Source organism: Microcoleus sp. K1-B1 (assembly GCF_036704705.1).
In the GTDB taxonomy this organism is placed as follows: Bacteria; Cyanobacteriota; Cyanobacteriia; order Cyanobacteriales; family Microcoleaceae; genus Microcoleus.
This window is the reverse complement of the sequence record NZ_JAUBSH010000086.1, coordinates 1-20086: the sequence shown is the minus strand read 5'-3', so window position 1 is coordinate 20086 and position 20086 is coordinate 1. Positions and strand designations below refer to the sequence as shown.

16 protein-coding genes and 1 pseudogene are annotated in these 20086 nt (G+C 45.3%); 5 read left to right on the top strand and 12 right to left on the bottom strand.

Annotated features, from left to right (window positions below; all coding sequences use genetic code 11):
• Positions 1-395: 395 nt before the first annotated feature.
• The 3 genes from QUA83_RS23995 to QUA83_RS23985 all read right to left on the bottom strand — a co-directional run bounded on the left by QUA83_RS23995 (position 396) and on the right by QUA83_RS23985 (position 2457).
• Complete coding sequence (locus tag QUA83_RS23995) at positions 396-860, bottom strand: Fur family transcriptional regulator (RefSeq protein WP_333296369.1); 465 nt, start codon at positions 858-860, stop codon at positions 396-398.
• 174 nt (positions 861-1034) lie between these two features.
• Positions 1035-2120: an Hpt domain-containing protein gene (locus tag QUA83_RS23990; RefSeq protein WP_333296368.1), complete on the bottom strand. Its 1086-nt coding sequence runs from the start codon at positions 2118-2120 to the stop codon at positions 1035-1037.
• 82 nt (positions 2121-2202) lie between these two features.
• Positions 2203-2457, bottom strand: coding sequence for a hypothetical protein (locus tag QUA83_RS23985; protein WP_333166462.1), 255 nt, complete (start codon positions 2455-2457; stop codon positions 2203-2205).
• A gap of 270 nt (positions 2458-2727) precedes the next feature.
• Between QUA83_RS23985 and QUA83_RS23980 the strand changes: the two genes are divergently transcribed.
• The 4 genes from QUA83_RS23980 (at position 2728) to QUA83_RS23965 (ending at position 4946) form a co-directional block, all read left to right on the top strand.
• Positions 2728-2988 (top strand): sulfiredoxin, encoded by a 261-nt coding sequence (locus QUA83_RS23980; protein WP_333041516.1) that lies wholly within the window; start codon positions 2728-2730, stop codon positions 2986-2988.
• 95 nt (positions 2989-3083) lie between these two features.
• Positions 3084-3632 (top strand): DNA starvation/stationary phase protection protein Dps, encoded by a 549-nt coding sequence (gene dps, locus QUA83_RS23975; protein WP_333296366.1) that lies wholly within the window; start codon positions 3084-3086, stop codon positions 3630-3632.
• 43 nt (positions 3633-3675) lie between these two features.
• Positions 3676-4380 (top strand): helix-turn-helix domain-containing protein, encoded by a 705-nt coding sequence (locus QUA83_RS23970; protein ID WP_333296364.1) that lies wholly within the window; start codon positions 3676-3678, stop codon positions 4378-4380.
• Between the two features lie 239 nt (positions 4381-4619).
• Entirely contained in the window at positions 4620-4946 is a 327-nt protein-coding gene (locus QUA83_RS23965) for an STAS domain-containing protein (RefSeq protein WP_041623653.1), read from the top strand.
• Between the two features lie 56 nt (positions 4947-5002).
• Here the strand turns inward: QUA83_RS23965 and QUA83_RS23960 are convergent, their stop codons facing one another.
• Complete coding sequence (locus QUA83_RS23960; RefSeq protein WP_006632014.1) at positions 5003-6139, bottom strand: PP2C family protein-serine/threonine phosphatase; 1137 nt, start codon at positions 6137-6139, stop codon at positions 5003-5005.
• A gap of 417 nt (positions 6140-6556) precedes the next feature.
• On the opposite strand from QUA83_RS23960, the gene QUA83_RS23955 reads away from it, so the two are divergent.
• Positions 6557-7036 carry an anti-sigma regulatory factor gene (locus QUA83_RS23955; RefSeq protein WP_333296363.1) on the top strand — a complete coding sequence of 160 codons (480 nt, stop codon included), beginning with the start codon at positions 6557-6559 and terminating at the stop codon, positions 7034-7036.
• Positions 7037-7376: 340 nt separating this feature from the next.
• Here the strand turns inward: QUA83_RS23955 and QUA83_RS23950 are convergent, their stop codons facing one another.
• The 8 genes and pseudogenes from QUA83_RS23950 to tnpC all read right to left on the bottom strand — a co-directional run bounded on the left by QUA83_RS23950 (position 7377) and on the right by tnpC (position 19335).
• On the bottom strand, positions 7377-10085 hold the full coding sequence (locus tag QUA83_RS23950; protein WP_333296361.1) for a hypothetical protein: 2709 nt from the start codon (positions 10083-10085) through the stop codon (positions 7377-7379).
• A gap of 393 nt (positions 10086-10478) precedes the next feature.
• Positions 10479-12266, bottom strand: coding sequence for a DUF4347 domain-containing protein (locus tag QUA83_RS23945; protein WP_333296360.1), 1788 nt, complete (start codon positions 12264-12266; stop codon positions 10479-10481).
• Positions 12267-12419: 153 nt separating this feature from the next.
• Positions 12420-12827: a hypothetical protein gene (locus QUA83_RS23940; RefSeq protein ID WP_333296358.1), complete on the bottom strand. Its 408-nt coding sequence runs from the start codon at positions 12825-12827 to the stop codon at positions 12420-12422.
• Positions 12828-13374: 547 nt separating this feature from the next.
• On the bottom strand, positions 13375-14562 hold the full coding sequence (locus tag QUA83_RS23935) for a sigma-70 family RNA polymerase sigma factor (protein ID WP_333296357.1): 1188 nt from the start codon (positions 14560-14562) through the stop codon (positions 13375-13377).
• 379 nt (positions 14563-14941) lie between these two features.
• Entirely contained in the window at positions 14942-15718 is a 777-nt protein-coding gene (locus tag QUA83_RS23930; protein WP_333296356.1) for a DUF1350 family protein, read from the bottom strand.
• Positions 15719-15855: 137 nt separating this feature from the next.
• Positions 15856-16071: a hypothetical protein gene (locus QUA83_RS23925; RefSeq protein WP_333296354.1), complete on the bottom strand. Its 216-nt coding sequence runs from the start codon at positions 16069-16071 to the stop codon at positions 15856-15858.
• A 227-nt stretch (positions 16072-16298) separates the two neighbouring features.
• Positions 16299-17390, bottom strand: a complete 1092-nt coding sequence (locus tag QUA83_RS23920) for a glycosyltransferase family 2 protein (RefSeq protein WP_333296352.1) — start codon at positions 17388-17390, stop codon at positions 16299-16301.
• A 462-nt stretch (positions 17391-17852) separates the two neighbouring features.
• Positions 17853-19335, bottom strand: a pseudogene (tnpC, locus tag QUA83_RS23915) (IS66 family transposase).
• Positions 19336-20086: the final 751 nt, after the last annotated feature.

Here is a 20086-nt window from a genome sequence, read left to right as displayed (position 1 = left end):
GATGAATTGGGGGAGCGATTAAACCAAGGTCTAATATTAAATCCGGGTCAGAAATTACCTGATCAGACTCAGCGGTTGAAACCGCAACTACACTAGCTTTCGTCTACTCCAAGCCGATTAAAAATAAAGGGACACTCCAGCCGGATTTGGTCTAGACTTTTACGTGTAGCGGGTAGAAAGGATTTTTTTTGTTTAGTAGTAAATTTTATTCCCGATCGCCAAACTTGTCGATCGAGTTTCTTTTTTCTGTTTTTATTTTTTCTCTACTGTGCCGAATTCCGGCTGGCGACGGCAAAAAAAACGCTCGAACCCAGCTATATACTTAAATCATTTTATACAACCGATCGACCCAGTACAAATATTGGTTTTGCTTCCAACAGCCGCTGCTTTATCCGTTACGAAGCCTTTGGCGTATCGCTGACACTAGATGCTTGGGTGGCGGACTCTGCCGATCGATATCCGTAGAAATCTATCCGGTAGTCTACAATTTTGACACCCGTTTGCTGTTGGATTTGTTCGATCAAGTCGATCGGCAATTCCACATGAACGTCTAGAATCTGAGCCGTATCAAGACAATTGACGTGAGAGTGAGAGTCGCTGACGTTGCCGTACAAGCGTCCTTCCGAGCGTTCAATGCACTCAATAATCCCTTCTCTCGACAAAGCTTCTAGATTTTGATACACAGAAGTATGCCCGATCGAATGCGCTTGTTGGTTGAGGCGATCGTAAATTTCGCGAGCCGAGAGGTGTTCTTTTGCCTCCCACAAAAGTTCTAGAATAAATCGACGCTGGCGGCTCAAGCGCATTCCCATCGCCTGACAGCGGTTTAAAGCATCTTCTAATGAACGAATTGGTTTCACAGCTACCGCCTTATAAAGCCTGCTCGATTTTTTATTCTGGTACAATATTGCACGCCTACATATCCACTAATTCTAACGCAGGCTTGCCCAACAGTAGAAGGTAGAGGGCAAAAATCTCGAGTGAGTGAATTTTTTCGAGTTACTGCTCAACTCTATCTTCTACTGCCACACATCCTAGTTCGAGGATTTGATGGCGTTAACCAGTAACTTGGCGATTTCCGAGAGTTGCTTTTTGTTGAAAGTTTTGAGCAAAAGCTTGACTACCGCCTTCGGTTCGGCGGGAAGTGCGACTTGCTTCGGCGCTGCTGCTGGGGCTGCTGGGGCTGCTGGGGCTGCTGGGGCTGCTGGGGCTGCTGGGGCTGGTTTTGGGCTTGCTGCCAAAAGTAGCAAATTTTTACTCGGAACGATCGTCTTAACTTTCCCCACTTGTACTAAATCGCCAGCTTCCTTGAGTTCTTTGATAATCAACGGAGCTAAGACTTTATAAGAGTTTTTGGGATTAACGATAGCTGCTCTAGCTGTTTTTACTAAATTTTGCCAAGTCTCTATTTTACCTCCCAACTTATAGAGGCGAACGCACACAGCCGTCAACTCAGAGCGACTAGCAGCCGATTCTTTCTGCTTGAACACCTGCAACATTTCTTTGAGTAAAGTCATCACTTCAACAGCAAAATTCGCCGGCACAGCGCCCGCTGTTGGAGCGGCGGCCGTACCAGACCCAGCAGCAGCCTGCACTTTACCCGACGCCAATTTATTGAGGTGAGTTTCGAGTTGAGCAAAAACCGGCATCACCTGCTGCACGAGTTTTTCTCCCTCCTCATTCCTCAAGCCGAAAGGCCCCTCCAGTCGCCCTAGCAAGTCCTTAAGCGTATCAACTCCCTTTAAAAATAGGGATTCTGCCGTTTGGTCAACCTGCTTGACGGGCCCGTCCTTGAGCACCTTAAAACAATCTTCCAAGCGGTGAGCGGTTGTTTTAATACTATCTAAGCCAAGCATAGCCGCCCCTCCTTTCACGGAATGGGCGGCTCGAAACATCTCTTGGACGCTTTCGGGGTCTTTCATCGTGGACTTTAAATCCACTAAACCATTTTCTAGAGTATCGAGGTGCTCCTTAGCCTCCTCTATAAACAAACGCATTATTCGGTCTTGCTGATCTGACACGACAGTCCTCCTAACAATCTGTGCACCCTCCAGAAAGCACCCTCTTCGCGGGAGAAAACACGACTCCTGCCAAAAGTCGGAAGCTCCCATGCAAAACATTCTAGCCTGCCTCAGCTAGCAGACTCAAAATACTGGTATCAGGGCAATCTTAGCTCTCAAACTGGTGCGGTGGAGATTGAGGCTAGAGTTCTGAGGGAGTATCTGGAGCGATTTCAATGCCCATTCCTTGTTTCATCATCTGCTGATTCGTAATCAAGTCGTTTAACTCCTTGACTTCGACGCCGATGTCTTGGCAAGCCTTTTTCAGTTCCCGCTCGAAGGTGCTGAGGTCGCCTCCGTAGCCGCAAAGCTTCGCGGCTGTGGCGATTCCTTGTTGGGCGTTAGCTTTGGCGCAGTCGATCAATTCAATGCCTTTGAGGGGTTGGGAGGATGCCATAATTTCAAGCCACAATTTATCTTTTCTCCCACTGTACCTAGAAGGTTGAGGTCGATCGATCTATCGAAAGGCATGAAAAATCCTGCCTGTGCTGAGTGTTGCCAATTCATAGCTATTTGTATGGGAGTTCCGGGCCAGATAGCAGTAGTTGGGATGTTCTAACCCCCATCTTCCCCGCAAAAACCTGGTTTTTGCGTTAGTCCTCATATTTATTGACAAAACGAAGTCATTACGACTATGATTTAACTACAAGTAAAAAAGAGAGCCGCCATGAGGATAGAAGAAATTCCCCTCAACCAGATTCGCCGCCCCCTGCCACGAGTCAACGACCAAACCAAAGTCGCCGCCCTCATGGAATCCATCCGCGAGGTAGGTTTAAACGAACCCATCGATGTGCTAGAAGTAGATGGACAGTATTACGGATTTTCCGGCTGCCACCGGTACGAAGCTTGCCAGCGTCTCGGTTTAGAAACTATCCGCTGTAAAATACGGCGAGCTCCCCGTGCCGTGTTGCAGATGCACCTAGCCTGAACCTCTCAATAGAAATTCACGACAGGCAAATATTCTCTCGCCCAAAGCTTTCTAAGATCTTCGATCGACAATCACTAATAACAAGCTAAAAACCTATGACTACCAACAACCACAAACAACATCTTTACCCCACCCGCATCGATATGTCCGCCACCACCCGATCTCAAGTAGTCGGGCTGCTCAACGCCACGCTCGCAACGACTCTGGACTTAAAAACTCAAGTCAAGCAAGCTCACTGGAACGTTAAAGGCATGGACTTCTACCAGTTGCACCTGCTATTTGACGAAATGGCAACAGAACTCGAAGAATACATCGATTTGGTTGCCGAACGGGTCACAGCTTTGGGCGGTTTGGCTGTAGGAACAGCCCGCACAGCCGCCGCAGATTCGATTTTGCCAGAATTTCCTTTCGACATTTTAGACGGGAAAGAATACGTGACGGCTTTAGCCGATCGCTACGCACCCTACGCCCAACACCTGCGAGTCGCCATCGACAAAACAGACGAACTCGGCGATGCCGATACAGCGGATCTGTACACCGAAATTTCGCGGACAATTGACAAGCGTTTGTGGTTCCTAGAAGCACATTTGCAAGGTTCTGCGACAACTGTAACAGCAACCGCTGCAAAAGTTGCCGTCAAATAGCCACAAAAAAATTGTGGGGTGGGTGTCCGAGCCCGCCCCACAGATGTATTTCCTTAAGGCTCGTGACAGTTTACGATCGAGAATATGTCCATTTATTAATTTGGATGAGTTTTTCGTGACTGCCAATATTCCAGATTATGCTCCTCAAATGCAACGCCTGATGGAACAGGCGGGGCTTTCGAGCGATCGAGAACTCAGCCAAAAAGCAGGAGTTTCCGAGATCCAGCTAAGTCGCCTGCGTCGCGGTTTAGCTTTGCAAACCCGAGCCGACATCTTGCTCAAAATTAGTCAAGCTTTGCAAATTTCCTTAACCGAACTGCTCGCAACCTTGGCGCCAAACTATGTAGAGTTAGAACCGGCACCACCGACAGCCCTAGAACAAGAATATCAGCGCCTGCAAGCTTCGATCGAACAGCAGCGAGAATCTTTGATGCAGGAATTCCAGCTATCTAGCGTGCAAATTTTAGAATCTTGGATGTTGCAGTGGCCGACTGCTGCGAGCAAAGCTCAGGAAAATCACAACTTGCGGGCTCAGAAACTACTGCCCTTGCTGCGGCCCGTTGAGCAGTTATTGGAGCATTGGGGAGTGGAGTCGATCGCCCCAGTCGGAGCCGAGATTCCCTACAACCCCCAACAGCACCAGCTAATGGAAGGAACAGCCGAACCCGGAGAACCCGTCAAAGTCCGCTACACAGGCTACAGACAAGGCGACAAACTGCTGTACCGCGCCAAAGTTAGCTTAGTTTGATTAATACCAGAAGGCATTCGGCAGAACAAAGATTGTCCCTATCTCAAAATTCACTCCCAGCGAAGCGCTGCGACTGTGATCGGCGTTACGATCCGCGACGAACACCATCTTTTGCACTCCAAACTATTCTCCCGCTTTCAGGCTTTGGCACTTTCCCCCTCTCTTAGTTGGATCGGAGTCCATCTCGCAGCTATACTAGCCTAGTCTGGCTAGAAATTCTGACATTCCCACCGCAAAATATGAGTCCTGTAGTTAAAATTATTCAGCCCTCTGGCATTTTAGACGGCACCAAGGCAAGTCAATTCCGCCAAGAGATTAGCGACCTAGTGGAAGCGGGAGCCGATGTGGTATTGATAGACTTCACTGATGTGACATTTATGGATAGTTCTGGTTTAGGCGCTTTAGTCTTGGCGCTCAAAACAGTCCGGGCCGCTGGGAGTCAATTAGTTGTCTGTTCTATCAACGAGCAAATCCGCATCTTATTTGAACTCACCAGCATGGATCGAGTTTTCGAGATATTTCAGACCCGCGATGCTTTTAATAGCAAAATTCTCTCAACTAACTAAATCTTTGGGCTGCTGCCTTTTTGCTATTTGGTCACAGATGCACTGCAAGAAGTCAGCTAGCCAAAGTTTACCTTGAGTAAAGACCAATCATCATCAAAAACTGCTTTAGCGTTCAACTTTTGAATGTAGTTCAAAACCAGCTCTAACTGGTCGGCACTTGCACCGTTGTAAGCTGCTAACAAATCTACGAAAGGGTCAAGCCCCCAGATATTGCCGTCAGGTTGGTGGATCTCGTATACCCCGTCGCTAAAGATGTAGAGAGTGCTCAAATCCTCGACATCGCAGCAATTATCGACATAGGGGGCGTCAGGGAACATCCCGACCGGCATTCCGGGGGTTTTTAATCGCTGGATTTTAGCGGTGCTCGCAGGGGACTGGGAAATCAACACTGCAGGTGGATGGCCGGCGCTGGCATAAACTAGCTGGCGAGAAATGCGGTTGTAAACGCCGTACCAGATGGTGAAATACTTGTCATTTTGGTAGCTCATCTGGAAGGTGGTGTTCAGGGCGCGCAGAACGTCGCTGGGTTTGTAGTAGTCTATGTTGGGGAGCGTGCGCGATCGCAGCAAATTCAGCACGGCCACAGAAGGCAGCGCCGCCCGCAAACCGTGACCGGCTACGTCGAGCAAGTAAATCGCCAAATAATCGGCATCTAACCAGTTGTAGTCGAAGCAATCTCCCCCCAACTGCCGCGAGGGAATGAATTTTGCCTCAATGCTGAAAGGTTCCGTCATCGGATCTGGCAACAGGGATTGCACGTACTCGGCGGCCTCGGCTAACTCTGCTTCCAGACTTTGCTTGGCTATTTTCAAATCTCGGCTGAGTTGGTGCAGCCTCAATCCCGCGCGTACTCTTGCCTGTAACTCGTTGAGTTCGATCGGCTTCGAGATAAAATCGTCGGCACCGGCGTCGAGGCCTTTGACTCGATCGGCGATCGAACCCAAAGAAGTCAACAAAAAGAATTGTGTAGTTGACAGATCCGGATCTGCCTTAACTCGACGGCAGACATCGATGCCGGTCAAGCGCGGCATGATCCAATCGCAAATTATCAGGGCCGGACGCAATTTTTGCGCCTGGGCTACACCGTCTTCGCCATTGCTTGCTACTGTTACTTCGTAACCCTGTTTTTTCAGGGTTCTTCTCAGCAGTTCTTGAACAGCCGTATCATCGTCAATAACCAGAATTTGAAACATGGGCACTTAGGTACTACAAGTTTTTCAAGGTCTGGGGGTCATTTAAAATATATCCTGTCAGCGCCCTTGTCTGAGATTGAGTATAGTTTATTGGCATCGCTTTCGAGGTAATTGCTTTTGAGGGCGGGTCGTTGAGTTCAATTTACGTTAAAATTTGATAGAAATTTGGCGCGATCGAACTTCACTCAGTTTATACTCAGAATATAAATTTTTATAGAGTTTTATTTGCCACAGGCGCTGGTTGACATGGAAGTGCTATTTATGGTACAGTGACTCACCGATTATTCGATTAGACATTGATCCACGGCCCACCAGAGCTAGTATCCTCAAACTACCATTCAATTTTGCCGCCGTTATACTTTGTCTCGTTGTATTTTGTCTCGTTGTATTTTGCCCACCGGCCGATGAAGAACTTGTGTGGTGAGCGTGATTGAATTAAAGGGTTCCGAAAAGTTGCCGATGCTAAAAAAAGCGGATCTTCAAGTCAATACAGGTCTGAATGGATTAAGCTGGGTTTTGTCGTGGTTTGCACAATTGTACGACTCGCGAATTCCTACAAGTGTGTGGATACGGTGTCAGTTGGCTGTGGCTGAGGGCTTTACGAATGCGGTGCGTCACGCCCACAAGGGCAAACCAGCGGATTTGCCTGTTGACATTCAGGTGGCGGTGTTCGCTGAATATTTAGAGATTAAAATTTGGGATTCGGGCGATCCGTTTGATTTAGAGAAAAAAATCAAAGATATTTCGGAAAAAGTCGATATTCACTCTCCGGGCGGGCGGGGACTAAAATTAATCAAAGACATCGCAGACAGGATTAGTTACGAGAGAACGGCGGATGGACGGAACTGTTTGTCGATCGTCAAAAATTATTCGCCCTGTATCGACGATCGAAAATAACACTAATATTTTTAGCGGGTAAGAGTTGAGGGTAGCCCCTCAACTCTTCCCTAATAACCCTAGCTGACTGTTAAGCTGCGTAGCAGTTTATTATATTTTGATTTGACTGCACCGCCCTAGATACTGGCAGTTCCCATCGCATCGGTATTTCCGGTTCTTCGGTACTTAATGTGCTAAAACATTATGGCACTGCCGTCCGAAGCAGATTAACTCGCAAAGGAGGTAATCTCGGTGAGAATTTATATTGGGATAGATTTTTTCAAACGCTTCACAGGCGGGGATGAGGCATAAGTCTGATTTTTTGTTTTAGCAAATTAGTTTGCTCCTACTCTGGGTAAGATTAACGAGAGAGCGGATTACCTGGAGAACCAATGCGAAAGAGGATCGTAAAAACATTATCATTCAATAATAAACGATTCCCCAAAACATCATCACCATAATCATATTGCTTATTTTGCCAATTGAGGGATAGGGTAGGACTGTTATACTTATTTTCCAGTTGCCAACTTACACTCGCACCGTAGAGAGACCGAGTGGAGTTTTTATCGATGGGGGCGATATAACCAGACAGAGTGAGAGTGCTTAGAGGACGGATGGTTAACTCAGCCAGTAAGCGATCGTCGTAGGAATTGGGAAGGATATCACCAACATAATTGGTCAAACCCAGAGAAAAAATTCCCCAATTCAGGCGAGCGCTAACGGCAACTTCACTAGCTGGTGAAATACTAAGTACATCACCAATTCTTGTTTCTCGATCGAGAGCATAATTGAAGCCAGTTGATAAGGTTAAATTGCCCCGCCTGCTGAAGCGAAAGGTTTTGGCGACACTCCCCCAAAGTTGGCTGTAATAATCGCGATCGGGGTTGAGATAACCAATCGCACCGCCGCGAAAACTCCAATTGTTTAGCGTGTTTCTCGTGTAATCAGCACCGAGGTAGAGTTTGGGCTTTTCCGAAGCAATCACACCCGTATAGTATCGCAGGATATCTTCGCCTCCCGTCCAGTTTCCGGTAAAGCTGAGATGAGGATAGTAAGAGCTTTTTTCCCTATAGATACTTTCTCTAACAAAATTGACATCTTGCTGTAAAAAACCTAAATAAACTTGGGCATAAAAATTCTGCAAATTGGCCGTAGAATACTGATTTTGGTTAACCGCAGAGAATAACTGTACATTGGTATTTGCTCCACCTTCTGCACCAGCATCCACAAGGGTGACTTGTGGCCCTGTTGGATCGTAAAAGATTCGACCATCTTCAATATTGCGATCGATCACGGGAGAAAGACCGAGCCAAAGGCTGTTATAATTCGCTCTAGGAACTTGACTTAAGCTGGTGACATTAGGCGTTAAACTTTCGGCCCGTCCGAGTCCGGCGGAATAGATTGTAAAACTACTGCTGGGTAAACGAGTATTATTAGCCGCTAAAAATAAGTTGCGGTTGATATTAGTATTAACGGGATTTTTACTGCCTTCTAGTTCAGGAATGACATCGGGTAAAAATTGCGCCCCCGCTTGAATTGCCGTATTGAGCCAGCGATTTTCATCATCAACAAAGAGAGTAAAGCCTCGAATAGTCCGTCCTAAAACGGCTTCTCGATCATTGGCTTTAACAACTTGACGAACACGGGAAACAGTACCTGCAATCGTATAGTCAACTTCTTCTTTTCTCTCAACTTTTGTTTTTTGGGATTGGCTGTTTCCCGGATAAGCACCCGAATTGGGAAAATAAAAATCGACGCCTATCGGTTGACTGCTGATTCCGCCTTGAAAGCCGGGAAGCTGCATAAAAGCCAAAGTTTCTGGTTTGAGAACCTCCCCAACCTGAGACGTTTGAAAGACGCGGGTAGGTACGAAAAACTCTGGATCTATACTATTGCGATCGATAACTAAACCTGGGGTATAAGTACATTGTTGGTCACTGGGGGTATTGGGAAAAATACAAGCCGCCGTTAAACTCATTTGAATTTCTAACCCCGTCATGGTTTGGGGTGCGGTAGTTGTCGTTGTAATTCTTCGTTCAAGGGGAACAGTCCGCAGTTGCAAATAAGTGCCTTTTTGGTCTACTCTATAAATATTATTTCGGCTTAAACTTTCACTGACTCGACTGTTAAGTTTGAGAGTGCCATTAAAAAAAATATCGCTGTCTGTGGTTTCAGCAAAAGTATGGAAACCACTAAACTCCCATTCAGTTAGATGGCTGATAGGAATGTCATTGAGAAGTAAATTGGTCGTGAATGGGCTGATTTTTTCGTCTGGAGCAATTCGAGGTGGAATAATGTAATCGGGGTCAGTAGATGGCGCAGAAGGTTGGGGCAATCCGTTAGGATTATTAGTGGATGGGGGTTTGGTGGGTTCAGGTTCAGAGGCTAAATTTGGGGATGAGGGTTCCAGGTTTGTAGCAGAAGTAGACCAGTTTGGTGTTTCTGATAAAGGGCTGGCTTCTGGAAGGTCGGAAACACTTGGAACGATTCGAGATGGAATAATGTAATCGGGGTCAGTAGATGGCGCAGAAGGTTGGGGTAATCCGTTAGGATTATTAGTTGATTGGGGTTCTGTGGGTTGAGGTTCAGAGGCTAAATTTGGGGATGAAGGTTCCTGGTTTGTAGCAGAAGTAGACCAGTTGGGTGTTTCTGATAAAGGGGTGGTTTCTGGAAGGTCGGAAACGCTTGGAGCGCTTCGAGATGGAATAATGTAATCGGGGTCAGTAGATGGCGCAGAAGGTTGGGGTAATCCGTTAGGATTATTAGTTGATTGGGGTTCTGTGGGTTGAGGTTCAGAGGCTAAATTTGGGGATGAAGGTTCCTGGTTTGTAGCAGAAGTAGACCAGTTGGGTGTTTCTGATAAAGGGGTGGTTTCTGGAAGGTCGGAAACACTCGCAGCAGAGGAATCCAGTTGATTAGATTTGTCGAGTAAATTGGAGCGAGTTTCTGCTATGGCTGGGGTTGAGTAAGCGAGGCTCAGGAGAGTCAAACCGACGAGAATACTACCATTGTATGCTGTTGAGAGGAACCCAGTAGGATTAACGATAAATTTGAGAGGGTTAATTATCATTACAAGCGCAGCAATTAGGCATTAAATATATCAGTTAATACAGTAATTATACCCTGATATCCTGATGATTTAAAAAATATTAAATCTCTGGCTTTAATATTTTTATATCTAGCGCGTCTAAATCATTGGTACAAATATGTAGGGGTAGTGACCCCGTGCAAACCCCACGGATCGCGGCAACCACGGGGGGTTTGCCCCTACAATAATTACACAATTCATTTAGGCTCGCTATAGATGCAATAAAAAAATATTTATTGAATGAATATTTTGAATATTTAATAATTCTAAAATTAAAATAAAGGGTGCGCTAACGGAAGTTAACGCACCTGATAATTTCAGGGTTGAGACTATAGCCTTTCTCAGAAAGATGGAGTACGCCTAAACCCTGTGGTGTCAAGCTTTTAAAGTTGACTTGTGTACCTCATCTACCCAAGAACCGCTAGATGCGAGAGGCAGGCTAGCGCTACCGCTAAAATCATCCGCCCCAATCAAGGCGGAATTTGTGTTAAGTAAAGAAGCGAGGGTGACTTTGGTTGATGCAATTTTAATTAAAGTAGAAGTGCCACTTTGGGCAATCTGTAAATCGCCGAAAGCTAAACCTCCATCTAATCGGATTCTGTCTACGCCATCTTGGAAATTGTAGATGGAATCCAGACCCATTCCCGCTGCCAGAACAAAGGTATCAATCCCTGCATTACCATAAAGCTGATCGTTCCCTGCACCGCCATTGAGGAGATCGTCACCATCACCCCCATAGAGGATGTCATTACCCACTTCGCCGAGGAGTTCGTCGTTACCCGCATCACCGTAAAGGCGATCGCTGCCATTGCCTCCCCGCAACAAATCGTTATCATTGCCACCGTAGGCAATATCGTCGCCGTCACCACCATCAATGGTATCGTTTCCGGCGTTACCGTAGAGGACATCGCTACCTGCTAAACCGTTGATTTGGTCTCCCCCCGCAGTACCCCGCAGAATATCGTTATTGGGTGTACCAGTGATTGGGGGAATAACAGAAATTTTGATAGCTTTACCGCTTCCCAGAAGGGGATTGTTGGCATCATTCAATGATACTAGCAACGGATCTCCATTGGCATTTTTAATGCCGACCGTGGCAGAACCTCCGTTAGAGGCTGATGCAGAACCACTTAACAAATCGGGGTAGTTAAAAGTAATATTACCGGCCTGAGATGCAGTGTTCAAATTTAAGATGGTTTGAAATGTTACTGGATTGACCGAATCACCGATAATGTAAACTTCATTCCACTCAATTACCAGTTGGTCACTAACGCCGTCACTATTAAGATCCTGAAACTGATAGAGAACTTGACTATTTGCACCATAAGTTACCCAGTCATCCCAGAGTGTTGATATTGCTGCTTGAGTGGGACTTGAACTTAAATCTGTGTTGGAGTATGAGGCGTTAGCACTACCAAAAGTAATCAGACCATTGGAACTAACAAACAAACTAGAGTAGTTAGTACCATAAAAGTTGAAAGTGTTACTCCCTAAGTTAACTCCAACAGAAGCATCATCAACACCAGTCAAAATGGAAGTGACACCAGTAGCACCGGGAACGAGATCGATCGCCTGGTATGCTGTTTCTGTATCTGTGTAGCCAAAGGCATTGGTTAATACATAGCCATAGTTCGCCATTGCCTCCGCTTGTATTGCCAACACGGGCTGCTTCTGGGCTGTTGTGACTTCTAACTCCCAGTTTCCCCCTTTTGCAGCACTCCCCGTCAGAGACTTGGAAGCGGCAATTTCTGCCCCCGTCAGAGCGTGTAACTTAGTCATAAATTCTTCTCCTGCATCTCCGGCTGCAACGTTACAGCCATAGAGGAGGAGATTAGCAACATCCCACTTTTGGAGTTGCGGGGCGTAGTGGATTAGGTTATTTAAACTCAGTTGGCTATTTCCCATATACAAGCAACCGGGGGAACCGTGGGAAATAATATGAACTGCATCGATATTCTGACGGTGTTGTAAAACCTGGCTAATTTGCTCGATGCCATCAGCCGTCCCATCTAGGACAAAGACTTCAGTAGTGGGAATGACACCCTCAATGAGTAGATCGGCGTTTTCTACTCCGGCATCGATAAAAACAATTGTGGTGGCTGGATTGATAGTTTTTGTAGTATTTAGCATGGGTTTCATCTGGGGAATGTCCTTGTTATTCATCAGAAGGTATTGCGGATAAAAAAACCTCTCTTAATGAGGATCTTTCCTGGCTTCCTGTGGCGAGAGCCGCTAAGATCCTCATATCAGATTTGAGAGGGGAGAAAATGGATTGAATTACTGGGTCAGCTTACTAGCTAACAACTCTCAACAATTCTAGGGAGCCGTACCCAAAGTATCGCCACTAGCAGTACCCAGTTGGATGGTGTACCCCGCTGTGAAGCTATTTTCTTGCTCGACACCCCGAGCGCTGTCTTCTACTGTGTTGAGGCTAAAGCCGGCGGGGTCGCCAAGACCGTTGAGACTCAGTGTACCCGCAGTACCAATGGCAAAGGCTGAGTTCTGTAAACCATTTTCATTGTCACCGCTGTAGTTGAAAGAATGAGCGGCAGCATTTTCTTTACCCACAGCAGCCGAGACAGCCACACCTGTAACCCCCCCATTGGCGTCAACAGTGAAAGCGGCAGAACCTGCCACACCACCTTCACCGGCACGAGCTAGGGTAGCGAAACCAAAAGCATTGAGAATAACGAGACCACTAACGAAAGCAATACGACGAATCATAATTTTTCAACTCCAGGGTTGGTTTTTTTTCTTCTATTAGTTAGACGTTTCCCCAAGGCGATTTGTGAATAATTCAGTCTTTAGATAGATGGCATCTCTAACTTTTGGGGGATGACGCGGTTCGAGGGAGGATTTGACCAATTCCTGCTACGCAGTCCATCTCTTCCTGAGAATCTAGATTGGCGAAACCAGGGATGCCGAATTTTTCCATGCCAAATTCCGCCTAGCGCCATATCGCGGCCAGCGCCAGTCAATCGATTTTAGATTTTAGATTTTAGATTTTAGATTTACCCCACAGATAAATCTGGGAGCTTGAACTAGGGTCTAAAATTTTTATCTTTCCACGACAGGAGTACGTGGCACGGTATCCGTTTTTGGGCTGGGTCATAGAGAAAGCGGGAATATAGGGGATTGCAGCTCGCGGCAGCATTAATGCCCAATACGCTTGGGTTAAGGAAAATGTTGGGCGGAGTGAAACGGAGGGTTCGTTCCACTCCGCCCAACCTACGCACTACTGATTTAAAGCGATTTTCTGCCTGCCTATTTTTCAGATGGAAAAAAGCCAGCCGCCACTGTCTGCCCATATCCTCCTGTACAGTAGAAAAGGCGATGCAGAAGACGCACCGTTGCGCGATATGCCTCCGGCACCCTGGGGCGATCGCATTTCTGGCGATCGAACATCGGTCAAGTATGGGTTTTCTCTGTTGAGAAACTGGGAATACAGCGGATTGCAGTCGCTGATGGTACAACAGCCCTCTGCAGGCAGCATTAATGATGCTTGCACACCAAGAGCTTTTTGGCTTTCCCAAGACTCAGAAAGCAATCCGCTGTAGGCGTTAGGCGCGATCGCTTTTTCGCTGTCATCCCCCAGACTATTAGCCAATATCCGTAGGGGCGAATAATCCTTCGCGCCTAGATGCAAAACACACACCGCCACTTCTTGAACTTCCCCACCGGCAACAATTTCTCTTTCTTTTATCTCCCCATCAGATTGAGCATTCACTAAAACCGGCTCTTGAACTTCCCCACCGGCAACAATTTCTCTTGCTTCTATCTCCTCTGTAACAGGTTTTTTTTCAACAATATTCTGAGATTTTTTTCCTTTGGCAGACTGAGGAGAAACCCTCGACTTAGGATTAGACAAATCCGAGTCAGTCCCATCTTCGCCGAAATTTTCATTGAACCGCTGACGCAAAATTGCCCGCGCCTGGGAAATTCGCTTGCGGACGTTATCGTAGGATATAGCAAGCTGTTCTGCAATATCTGGATAAGATAGCCCTGATTCAAAATGGAGAAGAAAAGTCTCGCGCAATCTATCTGGCAACTCATCTATTGCCTCGCGAAAAAATAATTCAACTTCTCCCCGCATAGCAGCGCTAACAGGTGTTTCTTCTTGGCTAATTAATTCGGTTTCGTTTCCTATAGCAATGGTGTCTAAACTTTCAACTCCTACTGCACCCCTGTTGCGAGCTCGATGGATATCGGCGCACAGGTTATAAGTCAGTTTGGTTAACCAAGCCTTAAAGTTTTTGATATCATCCGTACCATCTCTTGCTTTCTCACAAGCTTTCAGCATCGCGCGACTGAGGGCATCTTCCGCATCGGTTGGGTTGCCCATCCACTTGCGACAGCAACGGTAAAGGTAATCTTGATTATCTTGCCATAATTTCCAAAAAGCTGAATCTATATCTGGAGTGCATGAGGAAGGGATGGATGCAGAACTAGAAATTAACATCTCTGGGTGCCGAAATTCTAAGTGGACAAACAACTGGCGATTAATTTAGGCCGTAATTTACCTAGCCTCAGATGCACCTATCACCATGTTGACTCACCACTCAGGCTCATGTCAGTCGGAAAAGTCGGATCTTTTAAGTCGGAAAAGTCGGAAAAGTAGGATCATCGCGGCTATGAGTGCATAGCTGAGACATCCTTTGGCAGTTTTAGGAGTTACGCAAACGGCTTTTTAACACTATTGGTAGCGTAATGTGCGCCATAAGCACCCTACAGATAGAGTTTATGCGTAATTCCTAAGTAGCGTGTGCGCCATAAGCACCCTACAGATAGAGTTTATGCGTAATTCCTAAATTTAATGTCACCAAGCTAAAATCTGAACTTTAAGATTTAAAATCCTTGAACAGAGGATTTAGCCACAGCAGAATTGTCCGTTTTAATTCATTTAATTCCCGATACACTTCTTGTTTGACCCACTGCCCGATCGCGTCGAAGGGTGTAAAAATTTGACCCACAGGCCAGCTAACATCTTGACCCAAGGGTGTTTGATGGTTGCCCGCTAGAGTCTGAACTGTAATCATGTCTGGAAATCGTGCTTTTAGCAGTTTGGTCAACAGCAGGGTTTGGTCAATGTTGTCGCCGTTAAATTTGACTAAAAGATTGCGCCGGATTTGATAGCTATTTTGGACGAGGCGATTAGTCTCTTGCGGGGAAGGGGTAAACTCGACGTTAAAGACGGGGGAAATTTGCTCGACGATCGGGATTGCTTCGGATGCCGCATAATTGTTGAAAGAGATCAGAATATTTCCTGCCCTTTCTATGTCAAACACAGAACCGATTAGCAAATGCAGTTTGCATCCCATGCTGTGCCCAATACCGTAAATGGGGAGATAGGAAGATTTGAGCAATTTAGTGGCCCGCAGGCGATCGAGGGCATTTTCAAATTTGTTGAGGACATCGCGGGCGATCGCAATATGATCCAAAGTATTGACAAACGGCGTTGCTACTACAACATATCCTTGATTCCCCAAAGCCTCTAACAGCCAGCGATAGGTCACTTGCGGTGCTGTCGCCACAAATGCACCGCCGAGAAAATGTACGATCGCGATCGGTCTTGAAGGAATTAATACCCAATTGCCAGAAATTTCTTGCCAGTCCATAAATTCAATCTAATTCAAAGTAAAAAGGCGATCGTCCTCTGAAGGTAAAAGGCAGAATGTTTTATAAATTTTTGCTTTTATTTTCTGCATCAAAAAGGGGTTTGCTACCCATTTTTTGATTAAAAAAACTTTTCTTTTTACTTATACATTATTGATTCTAACTGTTGTGGGGGCAAATAGCACGGCTGGCGCTCGCTGCTATTTTCGCCCTGTATAGGGTTGAAGCTGGCGGCCGAATAAATCAAGGCTAACATCCGATCGCGACTTTCACAAATTTTTATATTGTCTTCCACCGCACGGCTGCAAGCCGCTGTAGCTGGTATTGCGGGTAATTGACCCGACAGAATATTCACAGAATATTCACAGTCAAATACGGCTCAAGACCCCTATATCGCGTATTAATCAGCCCCTGGGCGAGCGGCTTCGATTCTGCTTTATTGACAGCACCTAATTTGTTGACTAAACCCGCATATAGCAGTTATCAATCTTGGTGAGGTATGCCCTATGCCCTATGCCCTATCCCCGCTTATCAAGCCTGTACCTCATGTTAATGAGAAAGGCTATACAACTATAACATCCTTTAGGACAGCCCCCCGATTTCAGACGATCGCTGGGGGTTTAATTGTGGCGAATGATTGATACCTTCTGCGGTTTGATGACTCAACTTTTCGTGAGTCTTCATCCATTGCCACTTGTGCACAGTAGCTTGAGGATTGAGCACTGTGGTAGCGACGCCGTAAATAATAGTCGGCAAAACCTCCCGATTTAACCAACTTTGTCCCAGCTTTCTCATGTAGTGCAGTGCCAAAACTTCTCGAAATTTGTTAAGCCTTTGCAAAAGCGGCAAATTCTTAAAACATAACTGTTCGTACTCCTGGAGTGATAACTCTTTTTCTCCCCGCAAGCGCCGCAGTTGGTTTTCCTTGACACAATCAGAAGCTATGCGCTTCTTCAGCCAGTGCTTATCTGTGAGAGATTTCCCTCTAATTCGATAATTTCCCAAAGGTTCTGTCGCCGCTAGCAAGCCATACTTTTGAGCAACTTTGGTAAATAATTCTGTATCTTCTCCTACCTGCCAATCTTCTGCAAACCCGCCTTCTTGGAGTAGAATAGAGCGATCGACTACAACAGAAGACGGGAAAACCCAAGGACTTTCGCCTGTCTCCTTAATCGCCTGCATTTCTGCTTTAGTTGTAGGATAGGTGGGAATATAACTCAACTTCTTACCGTGCTTGTCTAAATACCGCAAAGCGTGAGCCACAGCTTTGACTTCGGGATTGTCTGCGAGCATCTTCAAACAAACTTCTAACTTATTGGGTTCCCAGGTATCGTCGCTGTCGATAAACGCTACATACTCGCCTGTGGCGCGATATATCATTAAATTTCTCGACTTAGAAACCCCGTAATTTTGGGGATTCCTAAAGTATTGAATTCTCGAATCTTGCTCGACCAGCTTAGCAGCAACTTTCTCAGTAGCATCAGTAGAGCAGTCATCAACAATTAAAATTTCTAGATTCTTGTGGGTGCCCTTGAGTACGGAGGCAACTGTCTCGGCCAGAGTGTCGGCAGCATTGAATGCAGGAATGATTACACTGACTTTTTGGCTGTTCATAACTTGCATTAAGGTGTGGTTTGGTAGTTGTTCGCCGAAGTATAGTCTCTCAGCAGACACTCTAACTCCTTTACGTGCAAGTGCCTGTAGTCAGGATACTTGCCTACATAATGCCAATATAACAGGTTTACCAACGTCAGTGTTATCTACCATAAGGAGGGGACAGCCCTTAGCAGCCGGAGTGCAGACTATTATTTGGCGGGCAATTTGTCTGACACAAAGGCGACGGCTGCGATGGATTGAGGGTTTTCTCCGGGGACTGGAGTTGTCCTAAATTCGATCGCATCTTTTTGCTTGAATAGGACTTACCAAGAAAAGCCCGACCTCACCCAAAATTATTGGCTTGAGAACTATAGAGCTACTAAAAAACCGGGTTTCTGATTCAGATTGATTCTGGTTATTCGCTAATCATATTTTTTTAAATTTCGCCACAACTTGGAGTGAGGAGTTTGAAACTTTCCTCCCAACCTAATTACAACTATTTGATAAAGTTCTATCTCAAGAGTCAGTCAATGTAAGGATTCAGGTCTCAATTAGAGGAATTAAAGAAGGAGTCTGCACAGCCGAGTCAACCATTGCTTTTAGAGCTTGGTCAAAAAACTCGGCGGACAGAACGTCCTTGATGGCGACAAGTTTGTATAACCGTCAATAAATTGGCAGTATCTTGAAACCGTTCCATAGACCGGGAACCTCCACTAATTTTTCTTTTTGTGACGGCTAAACGTAACGTTCGTTCTGCTAAATTATTATCAGGCGGTATCTCTGGATGGTCTAAAAAATACCACCATTGATCAGCTTTCTTCCTCAAGGAGCGTAAAAGTTTCCCGGCTTCCCCTCCGGCTCTCTCAATCCATGAATTAATCGTAGATTCAACTTTTGGTTTAAACTGGGATGTCCAACTCAAGAATTCATCAAGGTTTTGGGTTTGTTGGCATAAAGCATAGTTTTTAAAACCCTCATCTATCAGGCTAATAAATTTTGCTCCAATCTCCTGGTTATTTAAGCCAGGAACCTGGATTAGTTTCTTGAAGTGACGGCGTAAATGCGCCAGACATTTTTGTTGGGCCTTGACAGGATAACCATTATAGGCGCTATAGTCATCTGAACTAAGTACACCTTCGTAGCAAGAACCCAAAATAGATTCTAATTCCGCGCGAGAGCGAGTATCAGCAGCATGAAATAAAGCGAAGTTGGTATTGGCAAAAATCCATAACCATTCTTTGACCCCTTTGACTGCCCAAGGCGTTTCATCCGCATGGATATTGGGCTGGGTTTGTTTGACCCACTGTTTGAGCTGGTCAATACTTTGAGTCACTGCGCCATTTATTCTTTCATTGGTCGCTACTAAAGTTCCCACTCCTATTTCTATTTTTCCCAGTTCCCACAACAGTTCTTGTTGTTTTTCGTAGGATAATTGTCCGTAATTATTTATCCATCCTAAAAAAGCTTGCAGTCTGATTCCGATATCTTGTCCCGGTACTATTTCTGGCGACCAGTCTGCTGTTTGTGTTTCCCCACACTCGCTGCAAATACACGTATATCTTTGATATTCTACTATTTCTATTGGACTCTCTACTAACTGAGCTACTTGCTGTCTCTCTATTTTGATGGGTTCGCCACTGAATTGGCTTTGACCACAACACGTACACACTTGCGGTCGTAATATCTCTAATCTATCTACCCGACCAAACCCCTTCCTCGTTTTTCCCGGATGCCCTGGTTGTCCTCCTGGTTTCCGTTTTGGTGTCTCCCTTTCATCTGTTGTTTGAGCTTCAAGTTTTTTCTCGCTTTTTTTGAGGAGGTCGGACGATGGTGGCTTTGATGATCTTGTGCTGTCTAAATCTCTGCTGATTTTAAGTTTCTCTATTTCCTGTTCTAGTTCTATTACTCGGGATTTTAACTGCTCTATAGCCCTCGCCTGCTCCAGGATCATCTCTACCAGTTTCTCTGTCGCCAACTGTTTTAAGATTTCACTGTTGAGTTTGGGTGGCAGGTTTTTTTTCATAATTGCTACATTCTACTTTCCAGTATTACACTTGTCAATACCCACCACCTGAGTCCTTACCAGTCAATTATGGTTTACTGATTAACCATAAGTCGAAAATATTCCCAAAAAAAGCTATAATAATTCTGTTCCAGTAATCGTAAATTATTTGTGGATTTCTTACTGCATCCATTGGTAAAGTTGGGGTGAGGTAAAAAAATACGACTCATTTTTAATTACTCTATGTGTTGCCTTACCCTAGCCATTACCTAAAATAAGGATTTTTTTACTGTTGCTTAATCAGGCTAGGAAACGAAAATAATTTGAAAAGTCAGAAGCTTTGTAAACCAGGGTTTATAGGATTTCCATCTTTAGTTTTTCCTACCGTAAATCAGCAACACCGTTTTTCTGCAATCATCAGCTTTTTTTAAACTTGTATTTAATCAAAAAAGATGCTTTTTAAAACTTATTTAATTATTAAATTGCCCTAAGCTGTCCATCTTTTCTCTCTTCCTCTTGTGCCACGATCGCCTCCTAGGGTCAAATCGTTTTTCCGTCTGCCATAACAGGTAATTTATCTGCGATTGAACTTAGTACCCCTAGCTCTTAGGCAAGACTATCGTAGAATTATACTGTAAAAAATCCTCGCCTCACCCGTAAAAAATGTTGCCAAATTTTTTGAGTAAAGTGCGAATTTATAGTCATTTCAAATAAGTATGAGACTATTTAAAAATGAGGTAAAATGAATAAAAATAGTCAAGCCACTAGGAAG